Source organism: Methylobacterium sp. PvR107, from assembly GCF_017833295.1.
Classification (GTDB): domain Bacteria; phylum Pseudomonadota; class Alphaproteobacteria; order Rhizobiales; family Beijerinckiaceae; genus Methylobacterium.
The window spans coordinates 2,107,347-2,131,375 of record NZ_JAFIBW010000001.1 but is presented as its reverse complement, the minus strand read 5'-3'; the positions used below and the strand labels follow the sequence as shown (position 1 = coordinate 2,131,375).

At 68.6% G+C, this 24,029-nt stretch carries 23 protein-coding genes; 12 read left to right on the top strand and 11 right to left on the bottom strand.

Translation table 11 applies throughout. The features are described 5' to 3' along the window. Positions 1-36 precede the first annotated feature (36 nt). Complete coding sequence (locus JOE48_RS10010) at positions 37-1,470, bottom strand: NAD-dependent succinate-semialdehyde dehydrogenase (RefSeq protein WP_210029524.1); 1,434 nt, start codon at positions 1,468-1,470, stop codon at positions 37-39. Between the two features lie 101 nt (positions 1,471-1,571). After that, entirely contained in the window at positions 1,572-2,357 is a 786-nt protein-coding gene (locus JOE48_RS10005) for a class II glutamine amidotransferase (RefSeq protein ID WP_210029522.1), read from the bottom strand. Between the two features lie 322 nt (positions 2,358-2,679). Here JOE48_RS10005 and JOE48_RS10000 point away from each other — a divergent pair, with 322 nt between their 5' ends. After that, positions 2,680-3,072 (top strand): response regulator, encoded by a 393-nt coding sequence (locus tag JOE48_RS10000; RefSeq protein ID WP_210029520.1) that lies wholly within the window; start codon positions 2,680-2,682, stop codon positions 3,070-3,072. 207 nt (positions 3,073-3,279) lie between these two features. On the opposite strand, the gene rpsU is transcribed toward JOE48_RS10000, so the two are convergent. Next, a complete protein-coding gene (gene rpsU / locus JOE48_RS09995) occupies positions 3,280-3,615 on the bottom strand; it encodes a 30S ribosomal protein S21 (protein ID WP_210029518.1) in 336 nt (111 codons plus the stop codon). Between the two features lie 222 nt (positions 3,616-3,837). Here rpsU and JOE48_RS09990 point away from each other — a divergent pair, with 222 nt between their 5' ends. Beyond that, entirely contained in the window at positions 3,838-4,884 is a 1,047-nt protein-coding gene (locus JOE48_RS09990; RefSeq protein WP_210029516.1) for a low specificity L-threonine aldolase, read from the top strand. A 10-nt stretch (positions 4,885-4,894) separates the two neighbouring features. On the opposite strand, the gene JOE48_RS09985 is transcribed toward JOE48_RS09990, so the two are convergent. Further along, complete coding sequence (locus JOE48_RS09985) at positions 4,895-6,082, bottom strand: DUF1501 domain-containing protein (protein ID WP_210029514.1); 1,188 nt, start codon at positions 6,080-6,082, stop codon at positions 4,895-4,897. Then, positions 6,079-7,608 carry a DUF1800 domain-containing protein gene (locus JOE48_RS09980; protein ID WP_210029513.1) on the bottom strand — a complete coding sequence of 510 codons (1,530 nt, stop codon included), beginning with the start codon at positions 7,606-7,608 and terminating at the stop codon, positions 6,079-6,081. The genes JOE48_RS09985 and JOE48_RS09980 overlap by 4 nt, the downstream gene beginning before the upstream one ends. A gap of 179 nt (positions 7,609-7,787) precedes the next feature. Between JOE48_RS09980 and JOE48_RS09975 the strand changes: the two genes are divergently transcribed. Beyond that, positions 7,788-9,401 carry a peptide chain release factor 3 gene (locus JOE48_RS09975; protein WP_210035676.1) on the top strand — a complete coding sequence of 538 codons (1,614 nt, stop codon included), beginning with the start codon at positions 7,788-7,790 and terminating at the stop codon, positions 9,399-9,401. A gap of 132 nt (positions 9,402-9,533) precedes the next feature. Here the strand turns inward: JOE48_RS09975 and JOE48_RS09970 are convergent, their stop codons facing one another. Further along, positions 9,534-9,992, bottom strand: coding sequence for a response regulator (locus JOE48_RS09970; protein ID WP_210029512.1), 459 nt, complete (start codon positions 9,990-9,992; stop codon positions 9,534-9,536). 8 nt (positions 9,993-10,000) lie between these two features. Continuing rightward, entirely contained in the window at positions 10,001-10,468 is a 468-nt protein-coding gene (locus JOE48_RS09965) for a BLUF domain-containing protein (protein WP_210029511.1), read from the bottom strand. 291 nt (positions 10,469-10,759) lie between these two features. On the opposite strand from JOE48_RS09965, the gene JOE48_RS09960 reads away from it, so the two are divergent. The 5 genes from JOE48_RS09960 to JOE48_RS09940 all read left to right on the top strand — a co-directional run bounded on the left by JOE48_RS09960 (position 10,760) and on the right by JOE48_RS09940 (position 16,146). Then, positions 10,760-12,043 (top strand): flagellar hook protein FlgE, encoded by a 1,284-nt coding sequence (locus JOE48_RS09960; RefSeq protein WP_210029510.1) that lies wholly within the window; start codon positions 10,760-10,762, stop codon positions 12,041-12,043. A 33-nt stretch (positions 12,044-12,076) separates the two neighbouring features. Then, the gene (flgK, locus tag JOE48_RS09955) at positions 12,077-13,909 is read left to right on the top strand and encodes a flagellar hook-associated protein FlgK (protein WP_210029508.1); all 1,833 of its coding nucleotides are present in this window, start codon (positions 12,077-12,079) and stop codon (positions 13,907-13,909) included. A 2-nt stretch (positions 13,910-13,911) separates the two neighbouring features. Beyond that, positions 13,912-15,456 (top strand): flagellin, encoded by a 1,545-nt coding sequence (locus tag JOE48_RS09950; protein ID WP_210029506.1) that lies wholly within the window; start codon positions 13,912-13,914, stop codon positions 15,454-15,456. A 191-nt stretch (positions 15,457-15,647) separates the two neighbouring features. Next, a complete protein-coding gene (locus JOE48_RS09945) occupies positions 15,648-15,824 on the top strand; it encodes a hypothetical protein (RefSeq protein WP_210029504.1) in 177 nt (58 codons plus the stop codon). A gap of 1 nt (position 15,825) precedes the next feature. After that, positions 15,826-16,146 (top strand): hypothetical protein, encoded by a 321-nt coding sequence (locus JOE48_RS09940; protein WP_210029502.1) that lies wholly within the window; start codon positions 15,826-15,828, stop codon positions 16,144-16,146. Positions 16,147-16,154: 8 nt separating this feature from the next. On the opposite strand, the gene JOE48_RS09935 is transcribed toward JOE48_RS09940, so the two are convergent. Genes JOE48_RS09935 through JOE48_RS09925 form a run of 3 tightly spaced genes read right to left on the bottom strand, consistent with a single transcriptional unit; the run spans position 16,155 to position 18,136 of the window. Continuing rightward, positions 16,155-16,628 carry a hypothetical protein gene (locus JOE48_RS09935; protein WP_210029500.1) on the bottom strand — a complete coding sequence of 158 codons (474 nt, stop codon included), beginning with the start codon at positions 16,626-16,628 and terminating at the stop codon, positions 16,155-16,157. Next, complete coding sequence (locus tag JOE48_RS09930; RefSeq protein WP_210029499.1) at positions 16,615-16,974, bottom strand: rod-binding protein; 360 nt, start codon at positions 16,972-16,974, stop codon at positions 16,615-16,617. Before JOE48_RS09930 ends, JOE48_RS09935 begins: the two co-directional genes overlap by 14 nt. Before the next feature lie 25 nt (positions 16,975-16,999). Next, positions 17,000-18,136, bottom strand: a complete 1,137-nt coding sequence (locus JOE48_RS09925; protein ID WP_210029497.1) for a flagellar basal body P-ring protein FlgI — start codon at positions 18,134-18,136, stop codon at positions 17,000-17,002. Between the two features lie 241 nt (positions 18,137-18,377). On the opposite strand from JOE48_RS09925, the gene JOE48_RS09920 reads away from it, so the two are divergent. After that, positions 18,378-18,806, top strand: a complete 429-nt coding sequence (locus JOE48_RS09920) for a flagellar assembly protein FliX (RefSeq protein ID WP_210029495.1) — start codon at positions 18,378-18,380, stop codon at positions 18,804-18,806. Positions 18,807-18,930: 124 nt separating this feature from the next. Here JOE48_RS09920 and JOE48_RS09915 read toward each other — a convergent pair whose 3' ends face one another. Then, on the bottom strand, positions 18,931-20,427 hold the full coding sequence (locus JOE48_RS09915) for an ATP-binding protein (RefSeq protein ID WP_210029494.1): 1,497 nt from the start codon (positions 20,425-20,427) through the stop codon (positions 18,931-18,933). Between the two features lie 155 nt (positions 20,428-20,582). On the opposite strand from JOE48_RS09915, the gene JOE48_RS09910 reads away from it, so the two are divergent. The 3 genes from JOE48_RS09910 to JOE48_RS09900 all read left to right on the top strand — a co-directional run bounded on the left by JOE48_RS09910 (position 20,583) and on the right by JOE48_RS09900 (position 24,028). Then, positions 20,583-21,830: an Hsp70 family protein gene (locus JOE48_RS09910; protein ID WP_210029493.1), complete on the top strand. Its 1,248-nt coding sequence runs from the start codon at positions 20,583-20,585 to the stop codon at positions 21,828-21,830. Between the two features lie 232 nt (positions 21,831-22,062). Beyond that, positions 22,063-22,473, top strand: a complete 411-nt coding sequence (locus JOE48_RS09905) for a cupin domain-containing protein (protein WP_210029492.1) — start codon at positions 22,063-22,065, stop codon at positions 22,471-22,473. Between the two features lie 181 nt (positions 22,474-22,654). Then, the gene (locus tag JOE48_RS09900) at positions 22,655-24,028 is read left to right on the top strand and encodes an MBOAT family O-acyltransferase (protein ID WP_210029491.1); all 1,374 of its coding nucleotides are present in this window, start codon (positions 22,655-22,657) and stop codon (positions 24,026-24,028) included. Position 24,029: the final 1 nt, after the last annotated feature.

The window sequence follows — 24,029 nt, the reverse complement described above, 5'->3', positions numbered from 1 at the left end:
CGGCCGGCGGTCCCGTGAGACCCGCCGGCCGCGCGATCAGAAATTGGCCTGCGTGACGAACTTCGTCACCAGATACGCATCCAGTGCCTCAGGGCCGCCCTCGCTGCCGTAGCCCGAGTCCTTGACGCCACCGAACGGCGTCTCCGGAAGGGCAAGACCGTGGTGGTTGATCGAGATCATCCCGCTCTCGACCATGTTCGACACCCGGGCCGCCCGCTCCGCCGAGCGGGTGTAGGCGTAGGCTGCGAGCCCGTAGGGCAGGCGGTTGGCCTCGGTGAGCGCCTCGTCGTCGTCGGAGAACCGGTTGATCATCGCCAGAGGGCCGAAGGGCTCCTCGTTCATGATCCGGGCGGTCAGCGGCACCTCGGTGAAGACCGTCGGCTCGAAGAAATTGCCCTGGTTGCCGATCCGCTTACCGCCAGCGCGCAGCGTCGCGCCGCTCGACTCGGCGTCCGCTGCCAGCGCCGTGACGGCGTCGAGGCGCCGCCCGTGGACCAGCGGGCCCATCTTGGTATCGGGATCGAGGCCGTCGCCGACCTTCAGGGTCTTGGCGAAGTCGGTGAACCCTTCGACGAAGCGGTCGAACACGGAATCGTGCACGAGGAAACGGGTCGGCGAGACGCAGACCTGGCCGGCATTGCGGAACTTGGAGGGCGCGAGGACGGCGATGGCCTTCTCCACGTCGGCGTCGCCGAACACGATGGCCGGTGCGTGGCCGCCGAGCTCCATCGTGGCGCGCTTCATGTGTTCGCCCGCGAGCGCCGCGAGTTTCTTGCCGATCACCGTGGAACCGGTGAACGAGATTTTCCGGATCACCGGGTGCGGGATCAGGTAGGCGGAGATCGTCTCCGGGTCGCCATAGACCAGCGAGAGCGCGTCGCCCGGGATGCCGGCATCCAGGAAGGCGCGGACCAGCGCGGCGCAGCTCGCCGGGGTGTCCTCGGGACCCTTCAGGATCACCGTGCAGCCGGTGCAGAGCGCCGCCGAAATCTTCCGGACTGCTTGGTTGATCGGGAAGTTCCAGGGCGTGAAACAGGCCACCGGGCCGACAGCCTCGCGAACAACCGCCTGCAGCACGCCGTCGGCGCGGCCCGGGATGACGCGGCCGTAGGCGCGCTTACCTTCCTCGGCGAACCAGTCGATGATGTCGGCCGCCGCCAGGGTCTCGACCCGCGACTCGGCCAGCGGTTTGCCCTGCTCCAGGGTCATGACGCGGGCTATCTCGTCGACCCGGGCGCGCAGGAGGTCGGCGGCCTTGCGCATCACCTTGGCGCGCTCGAAGGGCGCCACCTTCCGCCAGAGCGGGAAGGCGCGTGAGGCCGCCGCGAGAGCCTCGTCGAGATCGCCCGTGGTGGCAACGGCGCAGCTGCCGATCGTCTCGCCGGTCGCCGGGTTCAGGACCCCCAGGGTCGCCCGGTCTGCGCCCGCCCGCCAGCGTCCCGCGATGTGAAGCTCGGTATCCGGATACATCGATCAGTTCCCGCCCGGCCGCATGCTCGGCCGTCGGCGAAATGTGGCCATGGCACGCCCATGGGCAATGCCTTCTGCGGCATGGCTGGGCCGGATTGTATTCAGGCGGCGGCGCGGGCGCGCTCGGGAATTTCCACCACCGTCGGCCCGCCGCGGCGGGCGCGGAGGGTGCCGCCTTTGGGGACGACCTGCCAGCCGTCGCGGCACCCGTCGATCGGCTCCGAGACCACGACGATGCCGCCGGGCCCATCGCGGTAATACAGGCTCGGCGGACGACCGTCGCAGGCCCAGCGATAGGCGGTCAGGGTCTCGCCGTCGGTCAGCAGCGCGGTGAAGCGCAGCGGTTCGCAGACATTGGCGGCCTCCATCAGCTCACGAACGGACCGCAGGGTGCGCGCCATGGCCCCGATAGGATCCTCCTCGAGACCATTGGCCAAGGCCAGCAGGAACAGCGCCTCGGAATCGGTGCTGCCGCGCCGATGATCGTAGAACGCGTCCGGGATCATGGCCTCGAGCCGGCGCTTGATCCGATGATAGCCGCCGATCTGCCCGTTGTGCATGAACATCTGCCGGCCGAAGACGAATGGGTGGCAGTTGGCCCGGGCGGTGGCGGTGCCGGTCGAGGCGCGGACATGCGCGAAGAATGTCCGCGCCCGAACCTGCCCGCACAGGTTCACGAGGTTCTCGTCCGACCATGCGGGGGAGATGTCCCGATAGACCCCCGGTTCCGGCCGCTCCGCGTACCAGCCGATGCCGAACCCATCCCCGTTGGTTTCGGTTTTACCCTCATCGGCGTGTAGCGACTGATGCACCAGCGAGTGGGTCGGTGCGCAGACGAGGTCGGAGAGGAAGACCGGCTCACCGCTGTAGGCGAGGAAACGGCACATGTCGGACGTTGATCCTTCAGCTCTGGTTCGCGTTGGATCCGATGGGAACGCCCCGCCGGGGTGGGTCCGCGTTGTCGCAGCAGGTTAACAGTCGGTCCGCTTCGGTGAACAGTTTCTTAACCGACCCTCCACTGCGCCAATTTCGGGCGTTTCGCACGAATGTGACGCGGCTTGACTGCAACACAGGCATACGCCTGCTGATTCGAACCGACTCTTGTGAGCCGGCTCCTGACAGGCCAGCATGGCCGAATCGGGGAATCAGAAGTCCGCTCATCGGACCGTGACCCGGCGCGGGGCAACGCACCGTCATCAGGAGATTTTCATGGATCGCGCAACGCCCGATAGTTCCAGCCCGGTCGCGCTCGTCGTTGAAGACGATGCGGCGGTGCGCGATCTCGCCACCGCGGTGCTGGAAGAGACCGATCTGGGCGTGATCGCCTGTGAGAGCGCGGAGGCGGCCCTCTCGGTGCTCGAACGCTCCGACGTCACGGTGGCGCTGCTCTTCGCCGATGTGCGCCTGCCGGGGGCCATGGACGGCATCTCTCTCGCCCAGGCGGTGGGCCGCCGCTGGCCGGACGTGCGCGTGGTCGTCACCTCCGGCGCGAGCCGGGATGCGCGCCTGCCCGATCAGGCGGTCTACATTCAGAAGCCGTGGCGGGCGCTCGACGTGCTGGTCCAGGCCGAGCGGGCCACGATAGCCGCGAAGGCGGCGTGAGCTAGGACGGCCATTGCGAGCCGTCATCGCGAGCGCGGCGATGCGACCCACGGCGTCGTGACACCTGACGTCGCGCCGCTGGATTGCTTCGCTTCGCGCGCAATAACGGCGGTTTGGCCTAGCGGCCGATTGGATTTCGGAACCGTGCAAAGAAAAAGCCCGGCCGCTTGCGCGGACCGGGCTTTTCCGGATCCAAAGTGTGGTCGCTCAGGCGGCGGGCGCCGGGCTGACCGGGGTCTGACCCGAGGCGTTGCCGCCCTGGCCCTGCGTGGCCGACGGCGACGGGAAGCCCGGACGGCGGCTGCCGGCGGGGAAACGCGGCTTCGGCTTCGGCGCGGCGATCAGGCCCTCGCGGATCGCGGTCTTGCGGGCCTGCTTGCGGGCGCGGCGGACGGCCTCGGCCTTCTCGCGAGCCTTGCGCACGGACGGCTTCTCATAAGCCTTGCGCTGCTTCATCTCGCGGAAGATGCCCTCGCGCTGCATCTTCTTCTTGAGGACGCGGAGCGCTTGATCGACGTTGTTGTCGCGAACGAGTACCTGCAACGGACTTGATCCTCTGGACCTGGATTTTCGGGCTCACGCGGCCCGCCGCCGATCTGGAAACCGACAACGTCCCTCGCCCGGGATGAACCCGGGAGGGACGGGAACGTCGGTTTCCGAATCGGCGTGGAGCCCACGCCTTGACGGGGCTATTACACCAAGCGCGCACCAGTTCCAACCTGTCCGCGCGATCGATCTGCGCCCCGGCCGTGCTAGGTTGCGCGGATGAGACAGGACGACTCGCAGCAATTCGCCAGCGACAACTATTCCGGCATCTGTCCGGAAGCCTGGGCGGCCATGGAGGCGGCCAATCGCGGCCACGCGCCGGCCTATGGCGAGGATGCCTGGACGGAGCGCGCCGCGGATGCCTTCCGCACGCTGTTTGAAACGCCGTGCGAGGTGTTCTTCGCCTTTAACGGCACCGCCGCCAATGCCCTGGCCTTGGCGGCACTCTGCCAATCCTACCACAGCGTGATCTGCGCCGACTCGGCCCATGTCGAGACCGACGAGTGCGGCGCGCCGGAATTCTTCTCCAACGGCTCGAAGCTGCTGACCGTCCGGACGGAGGGCGGCAAGCTCACGCCGGAGGCAATCCGCGGGCTCGCCCAGAACCGCAGCGACATCCACTTCCCGCGGCCCCGGGTGGTCACCATCACCCAGCCGACCGAGACCGGACAGGTCTACAGCCTCGCCGAGCTGCGGGCCCTGTCGGCGACCTGCCGGGAGCTCGGGCTCGCGCTGCACATGGACGGGTCGCGTTTCGCCAATGCCTGCGCGAGCCTCGGCTGCAGCCCGGCCGACATGACGTGGCGCTCGGGTGTCGATGTTCTGTGCTTCGGGGGCACCAAGAACGGCATGCATGCCGGCGAAGCCGTGGTGTTCTTCGACGCAAAGCTTGCCGAGGATTTCGGCTACCGCTGCAAGCAGGCCGGACAACTCGCCTCGAAGATGCGCTTCCTCGCCGCCCCCTGGGTCGGCATGCTGGAAAGCGGCGCTTGGCTGAGGAATGCGGCCCACGGCAATGCCTGCGCCCGGCGCTTCGCCGAGGCCGTCGCCGGTTTGCCGGGGGTACGGGCGCTGTTTCCCGTGGAGGCCAACGCCGTCTTCCTGACGATGCCGGTCGCCACCATGGACGGCCTGCGTGCCCGAGGCTGGCGGTTCTACACCTTCATCGGCGGCGGGGCGCGCTTCATGTTCGCCTGGGATGCGCGCCCCGAGCGGGTGGACGCGCTGGTGGCCGACCTGCGCACGCTGGCGGCTGCGGCGGCCTGAATCCGGGCCCCTACAGCAGCGCCAGATCCGCCGGATCCGCGCTCGGGAAGATCCGGCGCAGGCTCGCCTGATCGAGCCCGTAGAGGCGCCGGAACAGGCCGCCGAGCAGGCCCCGGTAGTTGGTCAGGACCGGATAATCCCGGTTCTGGAACAGGTGCGCCTCGTCGGCTTGCACCTGCGGCCCGGCTATGCGGGCGCCCCGGACCCCGCCGCCGAGGATCCAGTAGACGCTGCCGTGGCCGTGGTCGGTGCCGCGGCTGCCGTTCTCCCGGAAGGTGCGCCCGAACTCCGACAGCACCACCACCACGGTGTCGGACCAACCGGGCCCGATCTCCTCGACGAAGCCGGACAGGCCCCGTCCCAGCTCGCCCAGCCGGTCGGCGAGATAGCCGGTGCCAGCACCCTGGTTCACGTGCGTGTCCCAGCCGCCAACATCCACGAAGCCGAGGTTGAAGGAGTCGCGCATCAGGCGGCCGATGCGCCGCGCCGACAGCTCGAAGCCCTTCGGCGAGACCGCGCCGCGATCGGCCTGACCCGCGTGCTCGGAGATCGAGCGGTAGACCTCGTCGCGCACGCGGAACCCCTCGGTCACGGCCGCGGCGAGCTTGGTCCCGGTGTACATGGCGGCGATCAGCCTCGCCTGCCGGTCGTCGATGCCGGGCTTGCCGACCCCGTTGATGGCGATGTTCGGCACGGTCTCGCCGCCGCGGAAGATCAGCGGCATCTGGTCGGTGAAGGCGATCGGGCGGCCTCGGGTCAGCTCCGCGGCCAGCCGAGCCATGAAACCGGAATTGTAGTCGCGGGCGGCCCCGACCGTCTGGCCCATCTCGATCGTGTCCTGGGTCTCGAAATGGCTTCGGGTCAGGTCGTCTGTGCCAGCGAAGGGCACGAAGGTCGCCTGCCCCTTGGCGTAGAGGGGCAGGATCGTCTCGCGCAGGGCCGGATGCAGGCTCCAGTCCGCGTCGAGCGGACATGCCGCCTTCGGGTCCGCGGCGTCGGGCTTGGCGATGGCGAGGTTCGGCCGCGACCGGTAATAAAAATCGCTGCCGGTGGGGATCACCACGTTGGCGGCGTCGTAGGCACCCCGCAGGAACACCACGAGCAGGCGCGCATCGGCCTTCGGGGCGGCCCAGACGCGCCCAGCTGCCGTGGACAGGCCGAGCGCCGCGGCGGCGCGGATCAGGTCGCGACGGTTCATCGCATGAACTCCGGCGAGGCGAGGTAGAGGGTGTTCCAGTCCTGCGGCGAGACCGCCTGGGCGAGCGCCGCCCGCGTCGAAGCCGAAAGGCTTTCCGACCGGGCCGCGAAGTAGAGCCCGTTGGCCACGACCGGGAAGGCCGGCTGTTCGGGCTGGTCTGGGGTCGGCGGCTTGAACAGCCCGGCCGAGCCGGAGCCGATCTGTCGGGCGATCTCGAAGCGGGTCGCGAGCTGCCCCGGCCCGCTCCAGGCCGCGGCGTCGAGAGGGTAGCCGTCCGGCGTCGAGCGGTTGAACAGGCCCTCGCCGAGCCGGTTGAGCCAGCCGAGCACCGGGCCGGCGTTGAGGATCACGCGCTCATCGTAGGCCATGCGCACGGCCGAGAAGACGTAGCGCACCGGATCCTTGAAGGTGCCGCCCCGGTCGGCCGCAAAGGCTGGCTCGCGCACCAGCGCCTCCACGATCGCCGCGACGTCGCCGTCCGTGCGGGTGAAGGTGGTGGCGAGCCGGGCCGCGAGCGCATCGTCCGGCGCCTGCCCGAGGATGTAGGTGGCGAGCGCCCGGGAGACGTTCATGGCGGTGGCGGGATGACGGGCGATGAGATCAACCGCCTCCTCGACCTCCGCCCAGCCGCGGCCCTGGATGCGTGTGCCGAGGAAGACCTTGTCGCCATAATCGTGGCGGTTCGGGTTGAACTCGAAGAGGCCGTCGCGGCGGAAATCGGCGGCGTGCTCGGGCCGGAGTTTTGGATCCTCGGGCTTCAGGTCGATGCCGACCCCGGTCAGGATCCGGGCCAATGCCTCCACGTCGGCTTGGCTGTAGCCAGAGCCGACGCCCATCGTGTGCAGCTCCATGATCTCGCGGGCATAATTCTCGTTGATGCGGCCGGCCGCGTTGTCGGCGTTGTCGAGATAGCGCAGCATCGCGGGGTGGCGCAGGCTCGCCATCAGCAGGTCACGGAAGCGTCCCAGCGCGTGCGGGCGGATGGCGGTGTCGAGGTAATCGCCCACGGCGGCGCGCAGGGTCGCCTTGCCCTGGTGCACGTTGAACCGGTTGAACCAGAACCACGTCAGCCGCTCGCGCAGCTGGTCCGGGCTGTAGAGGGCGCGCAGGACCCAAGACGAGGCGGCATTCCGGGCCGCCATGTTGAGCGCGGCCTGGAAGGCCTGCTGTCCCGCCTTCTTGGCCTCGGGATCCGGGATGTCCTTGAAGGCCCGGGCCTGCGCGTCCAGCGCCTGGGCCCGCTCGAACAGGCTGCCCGGCGGGGTCAGCGCGTCGACGGCGGCCTGCGCATCCGGCGACAGCCGCGTCTCGGCGTGCGGATGGAGCTGCCCGTGCAGCCAGCGTGCCCGCCCCTCGGCCTGGAGCCGCGCGAAGGATGCTGGCGTTGCACCCCAGGTCAGGGTGTCGAGGAAGGCGGCATCGGCCGCCGCGGAGGCGGCGGGCGAACCGCCCGCTTGCGGGCCGGGGCCTGCCGGGGCCACCAGCAAAGCGGCGATCAGAAGACAGCGTGGTGCGGCGCGCGACATGACGGCCTCGCGGGGCGTGGATCGGCACACGAAGCCTGTTGCCGGGCCCCTGTACGGTCCCTGAAGGGACGCCGCGATCAGCCCCGCGTCTTTGCCAAGATCGGGGCGTGCCGCTACACGATCCCGAGACCGCGCCCGACGCGCGCCACCACGTTCCGCCGACTCAGAGCGTTCGCTCCATGCTGATGCAGACCAAGACCGAAGCGAGGCCGGCCGATCCGGTGTCGCGGCGGCGCACCTTCGCGATCATCTCCCACCCCGACGCGGGCAAGACCACGCTCACCGAGAAGCTGCTGCTGTTCGGGGGCGCGATCCAGCTCGCCGGCGAGGTGAAGGCCAAGCGCAACCGGGTCTCGACCCGCTCCGACTGGATGGGCATCGAGAAGGAGCGCGGCATCTCGGTGGTCACCTCGGTGATGACCTTCGAGTACGGCGACTGCGTCTTCAACCTGCTCGACACGCCCGGCCACGAGGACTTCTCGGAGGACACCTACCGCACCCTGACCGCGGTCGATTCGGCCGTGATGGTGATCGACGCCGCGAAGGGCATCGAGGCGCGCACGCGAAAACTGTTCGAGGTCTGCCGCCTGCGCGACATCCCGATCGTCACCTTCATCAACAAGCTCGACCGCGAGGCCCGCGACCCGTTCGAGCTCTTGGACGAGATCGAGAAGACCCTGGCGCTCGACGTCGCCCCGGTCACGTGGCCGATCGGCACCGGCCGCAACTTCTCCGGGACCTACGAGCTCGGCGGCAACCGCGTGCGCCGGCTCGACGCCGCCGAGGATGCCGGGATGGTAACGGTCGCCGGACCGGGCGACCCGCTGTTCGACGAATTGCTCACCGAGAACGGCGCGGCCGATGCGTGGCGCGAGGAGGTGGAACTCGCCGAGGGCGGGCTGAAGCCCTTCGACCTCGACGCGTTCCGCGAGGGCCACCTGACGCCGGTCTTCTTCGGCTCGGCGCTGCGCAATTTCGGCGTCCGCGACCTGATCGATGGATTGGCCAAGGTGGCGCCGCCGCCGCGCGGCCAGGATGCCGACAAGCGCCTCGTGGAGCCGACCGAGCCGCGCATGACCGGCTTCGTGTTCAAGATCCAGGCGAACATGGACCCGAACCACCGGGACCGGATCGCGTTCATGCGGGTCTGCTCGGGCAAGCTCAACCGGGGCATGAAGGCCCGGCTGGTGCGCACCGGCAAGCCGATCTCGCTCTCGGCGCCGCAATTCTTCTTCGCGCAGGACCGGGCCATCGCCGACGAGGCCTATGCGGGCGACGTGGTCGGCATCCCGAACCACGGCACGCTCCGGATCGGCGACACGCTCACCGAGGGCGAGGACATCGTGTTCCGCGGGGTCCCGAGTTTCGCCCCCGAGATCCTGCGCCGGATCAAGCTGACCGACGCCATGAAGGCCAAGAAGCTGCGCGAGGCGCTGCAGCAGATGGGCGAGGAGGGCGTCGTCCAGGTGTTCGTACCGCAGGACGGCAGCCAGGCGATCGTCGGCGTTGTCGGCGCGCTCCAGCTCGACGTGCTGAAGGAACGGCTACAGGCCGAGTACGGCCTGCCGGTGGATTACGAGACCTCGCGGTTCTCGGTCTGCCGCTGGATCGAATCGGATTCCGAGGTCGAACTCGACAAGTTCATCGACACGCACGGCTCGGCCATGGCCAAGGATCTCGACGGGGCGCCGGTCTTCATGGCGACCACGGCGTTTTCGCTCCGCTACGAGGAGGAGCGCTACCCGGCCGTGCGCTTCACCGACGTGAAGGATTATCAGAAGCGCGCGGCGTAAAGCCGGCCGCAATACCGCTTCGATGACGCCCACCCGGCGTCGCGAGCGCAGCGAACCGATCCGGGAAACCGTGACACTCGGAGATGTCCCGCCCTGGGTCGCTTCGCTGTGCTTGCGGTGACGGCGTTCCCTTCAGAACTTCCCGAGCATCGGAAACTCCACGCTCAGGCTCGATTCCGCGGCGATCGGCGCCTCGCGCTTGCGCGGCTTGCGGTTGAGCACCTGCTTCAGCTTGGTCTTCAGCACCGCCATGTCGAACGGCTTGAGGATGAACGCATCCGCGCCCGCCTGGTGCGCGAGGTTGATGTCCTCGAAGTCGAAGGACGACTCCGTCAGCATGAAGGGCGTGTTCATCAGCGCGTCGTCGCCGCGGATCTCGCGCAGCAGACTGAGCCCGTCCATCGGTTCCATGTCGAGGTCGGAGATCACGAGCGCGTAGCGGCGCTGCCTCAGCCGCTCCAGCGCCTCCGGCGCGCTGGTGACGCCTTCGACGTCGGGGAATCCGATGCGCGTCATCAGCATCACGATCAGGCGGAGAAGCTTCTCCTGGTCGTCGACGATGAGGATCGGGTTCGTATCGCTGTCGGACATCGCTCGCCTCAGACGAAGAGATGATCGATGCCCTGGCGGGACATCGTGTCGGATTGGAGCGCTAGGCACAGCCCGTGGATCGCCGAAGCCTTCGGCGTGCCACGCTGGAGCATCGGCAGGAGATTCGCTTTGGCGAACAGCGTCTCGTTCCCGGGCGTGCGCTGGGCGCTCTTGAAGGAATGGACGAATTCACGCTTGGTGATCTCGCGCCACTCGCTGATCTGCACGTCCCGGTGGCGGCTATCGGCGTTCACCCGGTCGAAAGTGTCGTGGACCGACGAGCGCTCGCCCTCGATCACCTGGCAGGCGAAGTTGCCCTCGATCACCAGGAAACTCGTGATGACCGCAAACTCGTTCTTCTTCTGAGCCGTGCGGCCGATCTCGCCGATCTGCTCGGACCGCTTCGCGGGGTCCGACGACAGGTTCAGGCGCGAGAAGTAGATGATGTGGACGAGGCTCGTCCGTTTCGCCCGCATGACCCTGAGATCCGAGATCCGTATCTGTTCAGCACTTCCGGGCAGGACGCGTTGCGCCCGATCCTATGCCCCGGCGCATCCTCGCGCGCGCCGGATAACACGCCGTAAACGCCGACGCGCCGCCCGGATCGGCGCTGCCCGGCAAGATCTGCCGAGTCCGGGCCCCTGACCGGTCAAGCTTGCCGGGCCCTGGCGAGGCGCGTCCTGATTCGTCAACGGTTTAGCGCTGGCATGGCGGTTGCGGCAGCCGGTGCCTGCGAGCCGGCAGGGCGCGCAACGGGATTGCTTGCCATGGATCTATTCAGCGCCCTTCAGACATCAGTCTCCGGATTGCAGGCGCAGTCCTACGCCATCAGCAACATCTCCGGGAACATCGCGAACTCGCAGACGACCGGCTACAAGCGCGTCGACACCAGCTTCATCGACATGATGGCGGAGACGACACAGAAGCGGGAGGTCGCCGGCTCGGTTCTGGCTCAATCGCAACTGACCAACACCATCGCCGGCAACGTGGTCGCGTCCAGCGTGCCGACCAACATGTCGATCAGCGGGACCGGTTTCTTCACGGTGGTTCAGAAGACCGGAGACGCCAACGGGGCCGCGAGCTTCAGCGGGACCAACGCCTATACGCGTCGCGGCGACTTCGCTCCGACCGCCGACGGTCACTTGATGAACGGTGCGGGCGGGTACCTCACCGGAAACAACCTCGATCCGGTGACCGGTCAGGTCACCAGCGCGGGTCCGATCGTGATCGGGAACCCCGTGCTGCCGGCTAAAGAGACGACGACCATCACCTACTCAGCCAACCTGCCGGCGACGCCGACGGTCAGCCCCTCGGCCGACCCGGCAGGCAGCATCGCCGGCCCATCGCTGACAGCCTATACATCGTCGGGGGCACCCGTCACGATCAACACGCGCTGGGTCCAGAAAGTCGCCGGCAGCAATGGATCGCCGTCGACCTGGAGCTTGATGTACAACAGCAACGCCGCAGGAACGCCGAGCTGGACCGATTCGGGCACGCCGTTCACGTTCGACGCGACGGGAAAATTGACCTCGCCGGCCGCGAGCACGACCACGCCGAGCACGACCACCGTTGATTTGAGCGGTAAATCGATTGCCGGTTACACCTTCAAAAACCTCAAGCTGGATGTGACCGGGGGCTTGACGCAATATGCCGACGCCAGCGGCGCCACGACGACCAGTACGCTGAGCCAAGACGGAAATACCTCCGCCACGTTGACGAGTGTCGCGGTCGGCACCGACGGCAAGATCAACGGTACGTTCTCGAACGGTTCGGTGGTCGCGCTCGCCACCGCCGGGATCGCGCAGTTCGCCGATCCGGACGGATTGAAGGCCGATTCGAAAGGAAACTACCTGCAGACCGCGGATTCCGGACCGCCGATCGCGGGCCTCAATGGCAGCACCATCACGGGGGCGAGCCTCGAGCAATCCAATACCGACATTGCGACCGAGTTCTCTAAGATGATCGTAACCCAGCAGGCCTACTCTGCGAACACGCGCGTCATGTCGACCGCCCAGACCATGATGTCGGACCTGCTGAACGTGATTCGATAATCGGTTTTCCGGAGGCCGCTGGGGAGGCTGCAAGTGTCGCTGAACGCACTGTCCAATGCGACCGCGGGGCTCGCCGCAACTCAGGCGGCGATCAACATCGTTTCGCAGAACGTCGCCAATGCGGGGACGGCCGGCTACGTCAAGCGGACGCTCACGTCCGTCGCGACCGGCACGAACAACCTGGGCGTCGCCTCCGGGACGGTCACCCGCAGCTTCGATGCGGCGGCCCTGAAGCAGCTTCGGCTGGAAACCTCGGGCGCCGCCTATACGAGCACCAAATCCGGGATCATCTCTCAGCTCGACGCTCTCTACGGCACGCCCGGCAGCTCCACGGCGCTCGACGGCACGCTGAACACGTTCACCGAGTCGCTCCAGGAACTCGCCGCCAATCCGACCTCGGCGGCTGCCCGAACGACGGTGCTGAGCAACGCCGCGGCGCTCGCCAGCCAGATCAACGGAGCCGCCAATTCCGTGCAGAATCTGCGCACCGGGATCGAGGCGCAGCTCGGCACCGATACGCAATCGGCCAGCTCGATCCTGTCCAGCATCGCGGATCTGAACAAGAAGATCCAGAATACCACGGACAGCACGTCCCTGGCCGACTTCCAGGACCAGCGCGATCAGGCGATCAACAACCTGTCGAGCTACATGGATGTCAAAACGACCGCGCAGAGCGATGGGACCGTGACGGTCCTGACCCAATCGGGGGCGACGCTGGTCGATCGCGGCAATGCCGCGTCGCTGAGCTTCGATGGACGCGGCACGCTGAGCGCGAACTCGTCCTATTCGGCCACGCCGCGCACGGTCGGAACGATCACCGCCACGCTGCCCGGCGGTGGCAAGATCGACCTCGGCGAGCCCGGCGTGCTGCGCTCGGGCAGTTTGGCGGCCCAGATCGAGCTGCGCGATCAGACGCTGCCGCAGGCGCAGCGCCAGCTCGACGATCTCGCGGCGGGGCTCGCGAGCTCGCTGACCGACAAGCAGGTCACCGCGACGCAGGCGACGCAGGGCACGGGCACCTCTGCCACGATCAACCTCACAGGTATGCAGGCCGGAAACACCCTGACAATCCCGGCCAACGCGAACAGCACCGGGCGGAACATCATCTTGGTGGCGTCCAACACCACGTCGCCCATCACCGCCAGCCAGACCGTCGATCCCAATGCACTGGTGGCGAAGATTCAACTCCCGGTGGACCCGGCGCAGATCGACCAGGCTCTCAAACTCATTGACCCAAACCTTTCGGCGAGCGGCAGCGGCGCGAGCCTGATCATCGCGAACGCGGCCAGCGCGCCTCCGCTTGCGGCTACAGCGAACATCACCGTCCCCACCTCGACGGATCCCACATCGGGCTATCCCCAGATCCCCCTGTTCGTCGAAAGCGCGGGCAATGGGCTCTACACCGGCTCCCTCGATTCCGGGTCGCAGCTCACCGGTTTCGCGCAGCGCATCACCGTCAACGGAAATCTGTCGGGAAAGACGGCGGCGCTGACGGCCACGAGCGCCACCGATATGACGGCATCCGGCGCGCGGGCTCAGCAGCTGTTCTCTGCGCTGACCTCCACGCAGCAGACCTTCTCGTCGGCGAGCGGCATCGGCGGCGTCTCGGCTCCGTATCACGCCACAGTGGTGGGTTTCGCGCAGGACATCATCTCGACGCAGGGGGCCGCCTCGTCAAACGCGTCGGCGCTCGACGCCACACAGCAGACCGCGCTCTCGACGGCCCAGGGCCGGTTCTCGGCGGGCGCCGGGGTCAACATTGACCAAGAGATGTCGAACTTGATCGCCCTGCAGAACGCGTACGGTGCCAACGCTCGGGTGCTCACTGCAGCCCGCGACATGCTCAACCAGCTGCTGCAGATCTGATCATGACCACGATCAAACCCTTCGCGGCCGGCTCCTACCTGACGACGCGGAATGCCGCCCAGCTTACAACGCTGAAGAATCAGCTCAACGATCTGTCGACGCAGCTCTCGAGCGGGCTGACCGCGCAGACCTATGGCGGCCTGGGATCCGGGCGGTCCACGGCCCTGAGCGCCCAGGCGACCCTCAGCGCACTCACCGGCTACGCCGCCGGAATCAACGCCGCGCAGACGCGGACGAACGTCGCGGTGACCAGCCTGACGCAGGTGGCGACGCTGGGCATCGATGCGCGCAACACGTTGAACAACGGCCTGCAGAGCACGCCGGTGAATGCGACCGCCGCGAAGACCAACGCGCTCAACAACCTTCAGGCGGCCCTCGATACATTGAATCAGTCGGTGGCGGGCAACTACTTGTTCGGCGGCGCAAACAGCTCGACTCAGCCTGTCCTCGACGCAGACACGATCCTGAACGGGAACGGGACTCAGATTGGCCTTAAGACATTCGTTGCAAACCAAGTTGCGGCCGATGTCGGTCCGCTGAAGAACGGACGCCTGAGCCAGACTTACCCGACACTGGATAGCAACGGCGTACCGATCAACACCAAAATCACGCTTTCGGATGACCCCAGTTCCCAGGTGTCCCCACGCTCCGGTTACGTGATCACCGGGGCTTCCGCGCTTCCCATCGCGGGAGGCATCGCCGCGAATTACGTTTCCGGGTCGACCGGGATGTCGAACGCCGTCACGATTGATGTCAATCAGCAGCCCGTTGCGGGCGACAGCCTGACGTTGACCCTGCAGCTGCCCGACAACACGACGACCACGGTGACGCTGACGGCAGCGGCCAGCGGCACCACGCCCGCGTCCTCGAGCACGGGCTTCGCGATCGGCGCGGACGCGGCTGCGACGGCAAAGAACCTCAACGACGCCTTGACCAGCGCCCTGTCGGCATCCGCCGGCAGCACGCTGACGGCGAACTCGACCGCTCGTGCGGCGAGTGCCTTCTTCTCCGCTCCGAACGCGACGACCACCGCCGCGAACACTGTCGTGTGGTACCAGGGCGAGAATGGGTCGACGGACCCGCTCAGCACTCAATCGGTGCAGGTCAGCGCGGGGAGCAGCGTTCAAGTTGGTGTTCGCGCCAATCAGCCGGCGATCAGCAACGTGCTCGCGGGCCTCGCGACCGTGGCGCTCGGCATGCCGAGTTCGTCGGATCCGAACGCGGCCGCGATCTACAGCGCGATCAGCGGCAAAGCGCAGCCCCTTCTCTCGTCGGCCGATACCAGCCCCGGCACGTCCTCGACCGGTGCGCTCCCGAGCGTGCAGGATACGGTGACACAGCTCAGCCTGGCATCGACGCGCATGTCGAACGCGGCGACGACGAACAAGGCAAGCCAGAACACGCTTCAGAACACGCTCGCGGGCATCGAGCAGGCGCCCACCGAGGAAGTTGTCGCCAAGCTGCTGGACGTGCAGAACCGCCTTCAGGCGAGCTACCAAGTCACGGCGTCGCTCTCCAAGCTGTCGCTGGTCAACTACATCAGCTGAGGTCGGCCTTTCCCGGGCGGCCTCGGCGCCGACAATCCGAGGCCGCCCGGGCATCGTGGGACGACGCGCATCCGCCTGTCGCGCGCCGGTTCTGGATCCACCATCCCGATCACAGCGTTGCCGTTTTCCCGGATTGAACCGCGGGGTGCGGACGTGCATCCTAGCCGTCGTTCCAACGAGGAGAGGCCCGCGTGTCGCTATCCGCGCCCGTCGAGTCCGTCCGCCGTCTCGGTCTTGCGCAACGGATCGGCGCGGTCGTCATGGCCGAGCAGGCGGTCGATGCGTACCGCGCCGGCTGCGGCCATCCCGATACTTGCACCGTCGCTCTGGAGATCCGCCTGCGCGATCTCGCCCGACGGGCCGCCTGAGATGGGCAGGCTGCTTCCGCCGATCGCGGCCCTTGCGGCGCTGGTTGTCGCGGGTCCAGCCCTGGCCGTCGATCTGCAGAAGGCGCCCGTCACGCCGGGCCTGATGCCGTGTCCGTCGAAAGGGCCGGGCTTCGTCCGCATGCCGGGCAGCGACAGCTGCGTCCGCATCTCCGGACGCGTCACCGCCGGAATGGACATGCGCGCCGGGCACGGGGTTGCGGCAGCCCCGGTCGCCGCGGGCCGCCTCGCCATCGACAACCGGGCCGACACGGATCTCGGCGAGGTGCGGACCTACGTGCGGATCGGCAACGGCCGCCGCTGAAGCGGTGCCTAGAGGCTCCGCGACAGGACCAGCGGGCCGCTGCGCACGCCGCGGCCGTACGGGGATGGTGCCGGAGCCTGGCGGCCGTAGCCCGTCGGCATCTGCGCGCGCCCGATCTCCTCCGCGAGCGATTTGATCAGCCCCTCCGAGACGGTCTTGGCGCTGGCCAGGACCGTCTGGTTCGCTTCCACCGCCACGGTGAAGCGGCGATGCGCCGCCCGCAGCATCTCGACCCCGTCGGGATGGAAACGCTTCAGCGCGACGGCGTTCGCCTTGGCGACCTCCAGGCCCTGCATGTAGGCGGCGGCGAGGGCCGCCTTCGGTTCGGCCGCCACCATGCCCTCCCGCAGACGCCCGGCCCGGACATGCGCTGCCTCGTCGGCGAGCACGCTCTCCAGCGCGGCCATGTTGCCGAGCACGCCCGCGACGAGCGCCTCGGCGGTCACGCGGTCCGCGACGCGCAGCGGTTCAGCCCTTTGCATTGCTCGCTCCCTCGCTCGTCGCGCCCTGCAGCTTCATGATCTCACGAAAGATCGAGGCGGCGATGCCGACGCCGCCGCTCTTCACGATCTGTCCCGCGTATTCCTTGGTCAACATCGAGCGGTAGACGCCGCCGCCGGTGCCGTTCTCGCCGAGCGGGCCGTCGGTCCCCTCCGATTGGGTCAGCCGGTCGAGGCTGCTCTCGAGGAACATCGATTCGAATTCGGTCGCGGTCTTCCAGGCCTTGGCCGTGTTGGCGGTCTTGACGAGGCCGTCGGCCGCGCCGGCGGAGGCCGAGGTCCCGACGCCGGCGGCGGCATTGGCCGCGAACGTGGCAAGCTGCAGCATGGTTCGACCCTCCCGTTCCGTTAGATCACATCAGCTCGATATCGGCCTGCAGGGCGCCCGCCGTCTTGATCGCCTGGAGGATCGAGATCAGGTCCCGCGGGCCGACCCCCAGGGCGTTGAGGCCGTCCACCAGCTCGCGCAGGCTGACGCCTTCCTTGACGAGGGCGAGCTTGTTGCCTTCGCCGGTATCGACCTTCAGGCCGGTGCGCGGCACCACCACGGTCCGGCCGTTGGACAGCGGCGCCGGCTGGCTGACCTGCGGCTGCTCGGTGATGGTGACCGTGAGGTTGCCCTGCGCGATGGCGACCGTGGAGACGCGCACGTCGCGGCCCATCACGATGATGCCGGAGCGCTCGTCGACAATGACCCGGGCCGTCTGGTCGGGCTCGACCTTGAGCTGCTCCACCTCGGTGATCAGCCGGATCATGTTGCCGTTGTAGCGCGCCGGGATCTGGATCGTGACGGTTGCCGGATCCGTGGGCTCGGCCGTATCGGCGCCCATGAAGTCGTTGATCGCGGCGGCGATCCGCTTCGATGTGGTGAAGTCGGGATTGCGCAGGGACAGGCGCAGCGAGCGGGCATCGTTCAGCTTGAACGCGATCTCGCGCTCGATATTGGCGCCGTTGGAGATCCGGCCGTTGGTCGGCACGCCCCGGGTGATCTTGGCGGCGTCGCCCTCCGCCGAGAAACCGGCGATCGCCACCGAGCCCTGAGCCAGGGCATAGACCTCGCCGTCGGCGCCGAGCAGCGGGGTCACCAGGAGCGTGCCGCCCTGGAGAGACTTCGCGTCGCCCAGCGACGAGACGGTCACGTCGATGCGCGAGCCCTGCGCGGCGAAGGGCGGGAGATTGGCCGTCACCATCACGGCGGCGAGGTTCTGCGTGCGCATCGTCGCACCGCGGGTGTTGACGCCGAGGCGCTCCAGCATCGCCTGGAGCGACTGCTTGGTGAACGGGATGTTGTTCAGCGTGTCGCCGGTGCCGTTGAGGCCGACCACGATCCCGTAGCCGACGAGCTGGTTCTGGCGCACGCCCTCGATGGAGGCGAGATCCTTGACCCGCGACAGGGCGAGCGCCGGGCCGGACAGCGCGACGAGGAGCAGCGCACCGGTCAGGGCACCGAGCAGGGATCGAAGAAGACTGAACGCGGGACTCGGGCGCATGCCGGCAATTCGAGGGTGAACGGACCTGCCGCCATCCTGCCAGGGCCGTGCCAACCAGCCTGAAACGGCAAGCCCTTGAAAGACTGAGCTTTATCCCTGGGCCGCCGGGCGCGCCGTCGCGCGGGGCCGGCACGGAAGCTGCCCACCCGGCAGCTTCTGCCGGGCCGTTTACCCGCGCTTAACCCTGCGGGCCGACTTACTGGTGCTGCGCAGGGGCGCTTGAAGCAACGCGAACGGGATCATGCGCGTCGAGACTCGCCAGCCGATCCAGAGCGCGGGCGGCGTCGCGGCCACCCGGCGGCCAGAGGGCGGAGGAGGCTTCAGCCTCGGCGCCGCGCCCGGTTCCGCCGCGAGCGCTAGCGCCCCCGCGGCAGCGGCCACGCTGGCGGGGCTCGACGCGGTCCTGCTCCTCCAGGCCGAGAGCGAGACCCCGCAGGAGCGGCGCCGTCGCTCGGCCAAGCGCGGTCAGGACCTCCTCGACGGCCTCGACCGGCTGAAGGCCGCCATCCTGGGCGGCCGGGTCGCCACCCATGAACTCCGGACCATCGCGGGCCGGCTCAATGAGCGCGGAGGCCTTTCGGGCGATCCGCGCCTCGACGGGCTCATGGCCGAGATCGAGCTCCGGGCAGCGGTGGAGCTTGCCAAACTGGAAGTCGCCCGGGGCGCCTGACCGCGTTGCCGCTCGCGTCTTTGCGAGCGCAGCGAAGCAATCCAGGGAAGCGCCACGCTGACCGGCCGCGCGCCGCCATGGGTCGCTTTGCTGCGCTCGCGATGACGGGCCGATTCGCCACGCACTAAACCGCCCGGCGTTTCGGGCCGGTCGGCAGCATCTGCGGCTCACCCGGCCCCGTCTCCACGCCGAGATCCGGCACCGCGATGATCGGCGCGCCGCGCAGGTCTTTCCGCGTGATGATCGCGCCGCGCTCTTCCAGATAGGCGAGCATCCGCCGGGCGCGTCCACCGGAGCTGGTGCCGTAGGCCTCGGCCAGCATCGCGTCGGTCGGGCAGGGCGCCCCCTCGATCGCCGCCCGGGCGACCACCAGGAACAGCCCGGCGAGATCGTCCGGCAGGCCCGCGGCGATCTCCTGCGCCCGCTCCCAGCCGGAATTGTCCGTCACCGCCCCCCCGGCCTCCGCCCGCGCCACCGCGAGCCGCCGCTTGAACTCGGGCAGCCCCATCGTGTCGCCGCGCAGGCGCCGGATGCGGCAGCGGACCGTGAAGTCCTGATAGAGGGTGGCGGGCGTGCAGGCGGCCGCATCGGCATCCGCCAGGACTGAGGCGAGCACCTCGGCCAGCGCCGCCTGGCGGGCCTCCGGATCCATCGGTTCTTCCTCCGGCTCCTCCGCGGGCGCCGGCGGCCGGTAATTCGCGAGCTGAACTAGCACATCCGGGGCCGGCATCGGCCTTGGCTTCGGACGGGGCACCAGCGGAATCGCGATCTCCGCCGGACTGGCCGTGAGGATGAGCGCGCGGGCGTCCTCCGTTGGATCGGGAAGGGGAACCAGCACCGGTGAGGAGCTTCGGCTCACGGTCTGTGTCGGGCCGACCGCGATGGTGAGGGGGCGACGCGACAGGGCCGGCCCGAGCGCCACGAAATGTCCGCGCGGCAGGTCGCGGAACGTCTCGGCCTGGCGGCGCTCCAGGCCGAGGAGGTCGGCGGCGCGGGCCATGTCGATGTCGAGGAAGGTCCGGCCCATCAGGAAGTTCGACGCCTCGGCCGCGACGTTCTTGGCGAGCTTGGCGAGCCGCTGCGTCGCGATGATCCCGGCCAGCCCGCGCTTGCGGCCGCGGCACATCAGGTTGGTCATGGCGCCGAGCGACAGGCGCCGCGCCTCGTCCGAAACCTCGCCGGCGGCCGCGGGCGCGAAGAGCTGCGCCTCGTCCACCGCCACCAGCATCGGATACCAATGGTCGCGGTCGGCGTCGAACAGGCCGCCCAGGAAGGCGGCGGCCGCCCGCATCTGCCCGTCGGCATCGAGATTTTCCAGCGACAGCACCACCGAGACACGATGGGTGCGCACCCGGGCGGCGATCCGCTGCAGGGCGACATCGTCGCCATCGGCCTCCACGACCACGTGGCCGTAGCGGTCGGCGAGGCTCGCGAAATCGCCCTCCGGATCGATGATCGCCTGCTGCACGAGCCCGGCGCTCTGCTCAAGGAGCCGCCGCAGCAGGTGCGACTTGCCGGAGCCCGAATTGCCCTGGACCAGGAGCCGCGTGGCGAGCAGTTCGGTGAGGTCGAGGAGCGCGGGGCGCTCGCCGGTCAGGCCGAGGTCGATGTCGGAACGCATGGCGCCTCATAGCATGCCGGCGGCGGCTCCGGGTGGCGCGCCGGACAGCTGTCCACGCTTCCCGCCATGCCGGCCACGCTCTGCCGGCCTGGACCCGGGCGCTCCGGCCCTGTAGGGCCACGCCCCTCCCTGCGAAAATCCGGACCCACGACACGATGGCGGCCTGCGGCCTCGATTTCGGCACGTCGAACACCACGCTCGGCCACAATGGTCCGGACGGACCGACCCTGCTCCCGCTGGAGGAGGCGCACCGGACGATCCCGAGCGCGATCTTCTTCGAACTCGGCCGCGACCCGGTGATCGGCCGGGCGGCCACGGCGGCCTATGTCGAGGGCCGGTCGGGGCGGCTGATGCGCGGCCTGAAATCGGTGCTCGGCACGCCGCTCATGGAGGAGGCGACACCGGTCGGGCGGCAGCGCCTGCGCCTGCGCGACGTGATCGCCCGCTATCTCACGGCGGTGAAGGCCCGGGCCGAGGCGGCCTGCGGCGATGTCCTCGACACCGTGGTCCACGGCCGGCCGGTCCATTTCGTCGACGGCGATCCGGAGGCTGACCGGCGTGCCGAGGATACGCTCCGCGAGATCGCCCGCGACGTCGGTTTCCGGGAGGTCGCGTTCCAGTACGAGCCGATCGCCGCGGCGCTCGATTACGAGCGGCAGGTCCGGTCCGAGGAGATCGCGCTGGTGGCCGATATCGGCGGCGGCACGTCGGACTTCTCGATCGTTCGCCTGTCGCCCGAGCGGCGGGGGCGCCCGGACCGGGCCGGCGACATCCTGGCCAATGACGGCGTGCGCATCGGCGGAACCGACTTCGACCGGCAGCTCAGCCTCGGTACGGTCATGCCGCTGCTCGGCCTCGGCAGCCCGATGCGCCGGGGCGATCTCGCCGTGCCGAACGCCTATTTCCACGATCTCGCCACGTGGTCGGCGATCAACCGCCTCTACAATGCCAGGACCCTGCGGGAGATCGACGAGGTGATCCGCGACTGCGCCAGGCCCGACCTCGTCGGGCGGCTGCGCGAGGTCGTCGAAGGCGAGCGCGGGCATGCCCTCGCGGGTCTGGTCGAGGGCGCGAAGATCGCGGCCTCCGAGCGCGACGCGGCGGTGCTCGATCTCGGCTTCGTGGAGCGCGGCTTGGCGACGCCGGTCGATCGCGCGACCTTGTCGGCGCAGACCGGCGACCTCGCCCGCGCCGTAGCGGCGCGCATCGACCGATGCCTGACTCAGGCCGAACTGTCGCGGGAGCGGATCGACGCCCTGTTCCTCACCGGCGGCTCCACCGGCCTGCCGCACCTGCGCGCCGCGCTGACCGGCGCCCTGCCGACCGCGCGCGTCGTCGAGGGCGACACGTTTGGTTCGGTGGGGCTCGGCCTGACCATCGAGGCGGCCCGGCGCAGCGCGTGAGCCGCAGCGCCGATGATGCGGCGTCTGCAACGAGTCTTGATTTTAGATAATCACCTGCATTGTCAGAAAGAACGATTGCGCTTACAACTGTACGTGCAGTCGATAGACTGTCGACCGAGATGAAATCGGATCGTAATGAATTCTGTCGAAGAGTATGTGCGAGTTGTGATGGGTGATCTGTCGACCTGACCGGGCCCAATAGGGCCGTGTCGGGCACGAGGGGAGAAAGCGCATGTTGACCAGGCGGATGTTCACCGGTTGTGCGCTTTGCGCAGCGATCGGCCTCGTGGCGGAAGACGCATCGGCACAGGCGCCGAGCGGAATAAAACGGACGATTACGTCCCGTATCGATGGCCCGACGCAGGGTTACGAGACGCTTCAAGTCATCGTCGATGTCGAGCCGAACTTCCTCATCGACTGGCACACCCATCCCGGCACCGAGGCGGGCTACGTGCTGGAAGGCATCGGCGAGTTCCGCGTCAAGGACACGGAGATGCAGCAGATCAAGCCCGGCAGCTCCTGGGTGACTTCGCCGGAAACGCCGCACACGCTGAAGAACGGACCGCAGGCGAGCAAGCTGTTCGTCACCTTCACGGTGCAGAAGGGCAAGCCGCTGGCGACACCGGTCCCGGCGCCGACGTAAGCGCCCCGCATCAGGATCCGCCGCGGCCGGCCGGATGATCGGTCGCGGCGGGACGTCGGGCACGACCGAGCGCCGCGCGTCGGCCGGCGATTGACGGGCCGCCCCTGATCCTCGACAAGGCGGTCCCTTCCGCTCGGAGACAACGGCGGCCCATCCGGGCTCCTCCGCGCCGCCTCGCCCGATGCTGTTCAACTCCTTCGTCTTCCTCCTCGCCTTCCTGCCGGCTGCCCTGATCCTGCACGGGCTCGTGGCGCGCGCCGCGCCCACGTGGCGGCTGCCGCTCCTCGTCGGCCTGTCCTTCGTCTTCTATGGCTGGTGGGACGTGCGCTTCGTGCCGCTGCTCGCCGGCTCGATCCTGGCGAACTGGTGCGTGGCCCGAATCTATCGCCGGTGGCCCGGGCGCTGGCTGATCCCGGCCGCCATCGCCGCCAACCTCGCGCTCCTCGGGGTGTTCAAGTACCTCGACTTCTTGGCCGACCTCGCCAACCTGATCCCCGGGCTCGGGGCCCAGCGCCTCGGCCTGGCTCTGCCGCTGGGCATCTCGTTCTTCACCTTCCATCACATCATGTACCTCGCCGACCTGCGGGCCGGCCGGGCGCCGGCCTTCGGGCTGGTGAAATACGCCCTCTACATCGCGTTCTTCCCGCAGGTTCTCGCCGGCCCGCTCGTGCGCTGGAGCGAGATCATGCACCAGTTCGACGAGGCCCCCTACGCGCGGCCCGACGCCGCCGAGCGCTTCGCCCGCGGCCTGATGCTGCTCACGGTGGGCCTGGCCAAGAAGGTGTTCCTCGGCGATCCGCTCGCGGACTACGTGAATCCGGTGTTCCAGGCGGCCGCCGCCGGGAAGGCCGTCACGGTCGTCGAGGCTTGGCAGGCGACGCTGGGCTTCACCTTCCAGATCTATTTCGACTTCTCCGGCTACACCGACATGGCCCTCGGTATCGCGCTGCTGTTCGGCCTCGTCCTGCCGCAGAATTTCGACGTGCCCTACCGCGCCACCTCGCTGAGCGATTTCTGGCGGCGCTGGCACATGACGCTGTCGCGCTTCCTCCGCGACTACCTCTACATCCCGATGGGCGGCAATCGCCGCGGACTGCCGCGCCAGGTTGGAGCGCTCGCCGCCACCATGACGCTGGGCGGCCTCTGGCACGGGGCCGGCCTGACCTTCCTGGCCTGGGGCGCCCTGCACGGGCTCGGCCTCGGCGCGGGGGTGCTGACGCGCCGCGCCCGGATCGCGATCCCGGCCCCGCTCGGCTGGGCGCTGACCAGCCTGTTCGTGGTGCTGACCTGGGTGCTGTTCCGGGCGACAAGCTTCGAGGCGGCGCTGGCGATCTTCAAGGGCCTGTTCGGGCTCGCGCCCAAGGGCTCGGGCTTCAAGTGGCGCACCATCGCGGTGGCGGCGCTGGTGGCGACGGCCGGGCCGACGGCCTGGGCGGCGGTCCACCGCCTGCCGCCGCGACGCCTTCTCGCCTTCGGCTTCGCACTCCTGTTCGTGCTCGTCCTGCTCAAGATCGGCGACGATGCGAACTACGAGTTCATCTATTTCCAGTTCTGAG

Excerpts from the sequence above, each read along its gene's own strand:
- JOE48_RS10005 (WP_210029522.1), bottom strand. The coding sequence starts at position 2,357 with ATGTGCCGTTTCCTCGCCTACAGCGGTGAGCCGGTCTTCCTCTCCGAC.
- JOE48_RS10010 (WP_210029524.1), bottom strand. The coding sequence starts at position 1,470 with ATGTATCCGGATACCGAGCTTCACATCGCGGGACGCTGGCGGGCGGGC.
- JOE48_RS09920 (WP_210029495.1), top strand. The coding sequence starts at position 18,378 with ATGCGCGTCGAGACTCGCCAGCCGATCCAGAGCGCGGGCGGCGTCGCG.
- JOE48_RS09985 (WP_210029514.1), bottom strand. The coding sequence starts at position 6,082 with ATGAACCGTCGCGACCTGATCCGCGCCGCCGCGGCGCTCGGCCTGTCC.
- JOE48_RS09910 (WP_210029493.1), top strand. The coding sequence starts at position 20,583 with ATGGCGGCCTGCGGCCTCGATTTCGGCACGTCGAACACCACGCTCGGC.
- JOE48_RS09915 (WP_210029494.1), bottom strand. The coding sequence starts at position 20,427 with ATGCGTTCCGACATCGACCTCGGCCTGACCGGCGAGCGCCCCGCGCTC.
- JOE48_RS09905 (WP_210029492.1), top strand. The coding sequence starts at position 22,063 with ATGTTGACCAGGCGGATGTTCACCGGTTGTGCGCTTTGCGCAGCGATC.
- JOE48_RS09925 (WP_210029497.1), bottom strand. The coding sequence starts at position 18,136 with ATGCGCCCGAGTCCCGCGTTCAGTCTTCTTCGATCCCTGCTCGGTGCC.
- JOE48_RS09960 (WP_210029510.1), top strand. The coding sequence starts at position 10,760 with ATGGATCTATTCAGCGCCCTTCAGACATCAGTCTCCGGATTGCAGGCG.
- JOE48_RS09970 (WP_210029512.1), bottom strand. The coding sequence starts at position 9,992 with ATGTCCGACAGCGATACGAACCCGATCCTCATCGTCGACGACCAGGAG.
- JOE48_RS09935 (WP_210029500.1), bottom strand. The coding sequence starts at position 16,628 with ATGCAAAGGGCTGAACCGCTGCGCGTCGCGGACCGCGTGACCGCCGAG.
- JOE48_RS09940 (WP_210029502.1), top strand. The coding sequence starts at position 15,826 with ATGGGCAGGCTGCTTCCGCCGATCGCGGCCCTTGCGGCGCTGGTTGTC.
- JOE48_RS09975 (WP_210035676.1), top strand. The coding sequence starts at position 7,788 with ATGCTGATGCAGACCAAGACCGAAGCGAGGCCGGCCGATCCGGTGTCG.
- JOE48_RS09900 (WP_210029491.1), top strand. The coding sequence starts at position 22,655 with ATGCTGTTCAACTCCTTCGTCTTCCTCCTCGCCTTCCTGCCGGCTGCC.
- JOE48_RS09980 (WP_210029513.1), bottom strand. The coding sequence starts at position 7,608 with ATGTCGCGCGCCGCACCACGCTGTCTTCTGATCGCCGCTTTGCTGGTG.
- JOE48_RS10000 (WP_210029520.1), top strand. The coding sequence starts at position 2,680 with ATGGATCGCGCAACGCCCGATAGTTCCAGCCCGGTCGCGCTCGTCGTT.
- JOE48_RS09965 (WP_210029511.1), bottom strand. The coding sequence starts at position 10,468 with ATGCGGGCGAAACGGACGAGCCTCGTCCACATCATCTACTTCTCGCGC.
- JOE48_RS09930 (WP_210029499.1), bottom strand. The coding sequence starts at position 16,974 with ATGCTGCAGCTTGCCACGTTCGCGGCCAATGCCGCCGCCGGCGTCGGG.
- JOE48_RS09990 (WP_210029516.1), top strand. The coding sequence starts at position 3,838 with ATGAGACAGGACGACTCGCAGCAATTCGCCAGCGACAACTATTCCGGC.
- JOE48_RS09950 (WP_210029506.1), top strand. The coding sequence starts at position 13,912 with ATGACCACGATCAAACCCTTCGCGGCCGGCTCCTACCTGACGACGCGG.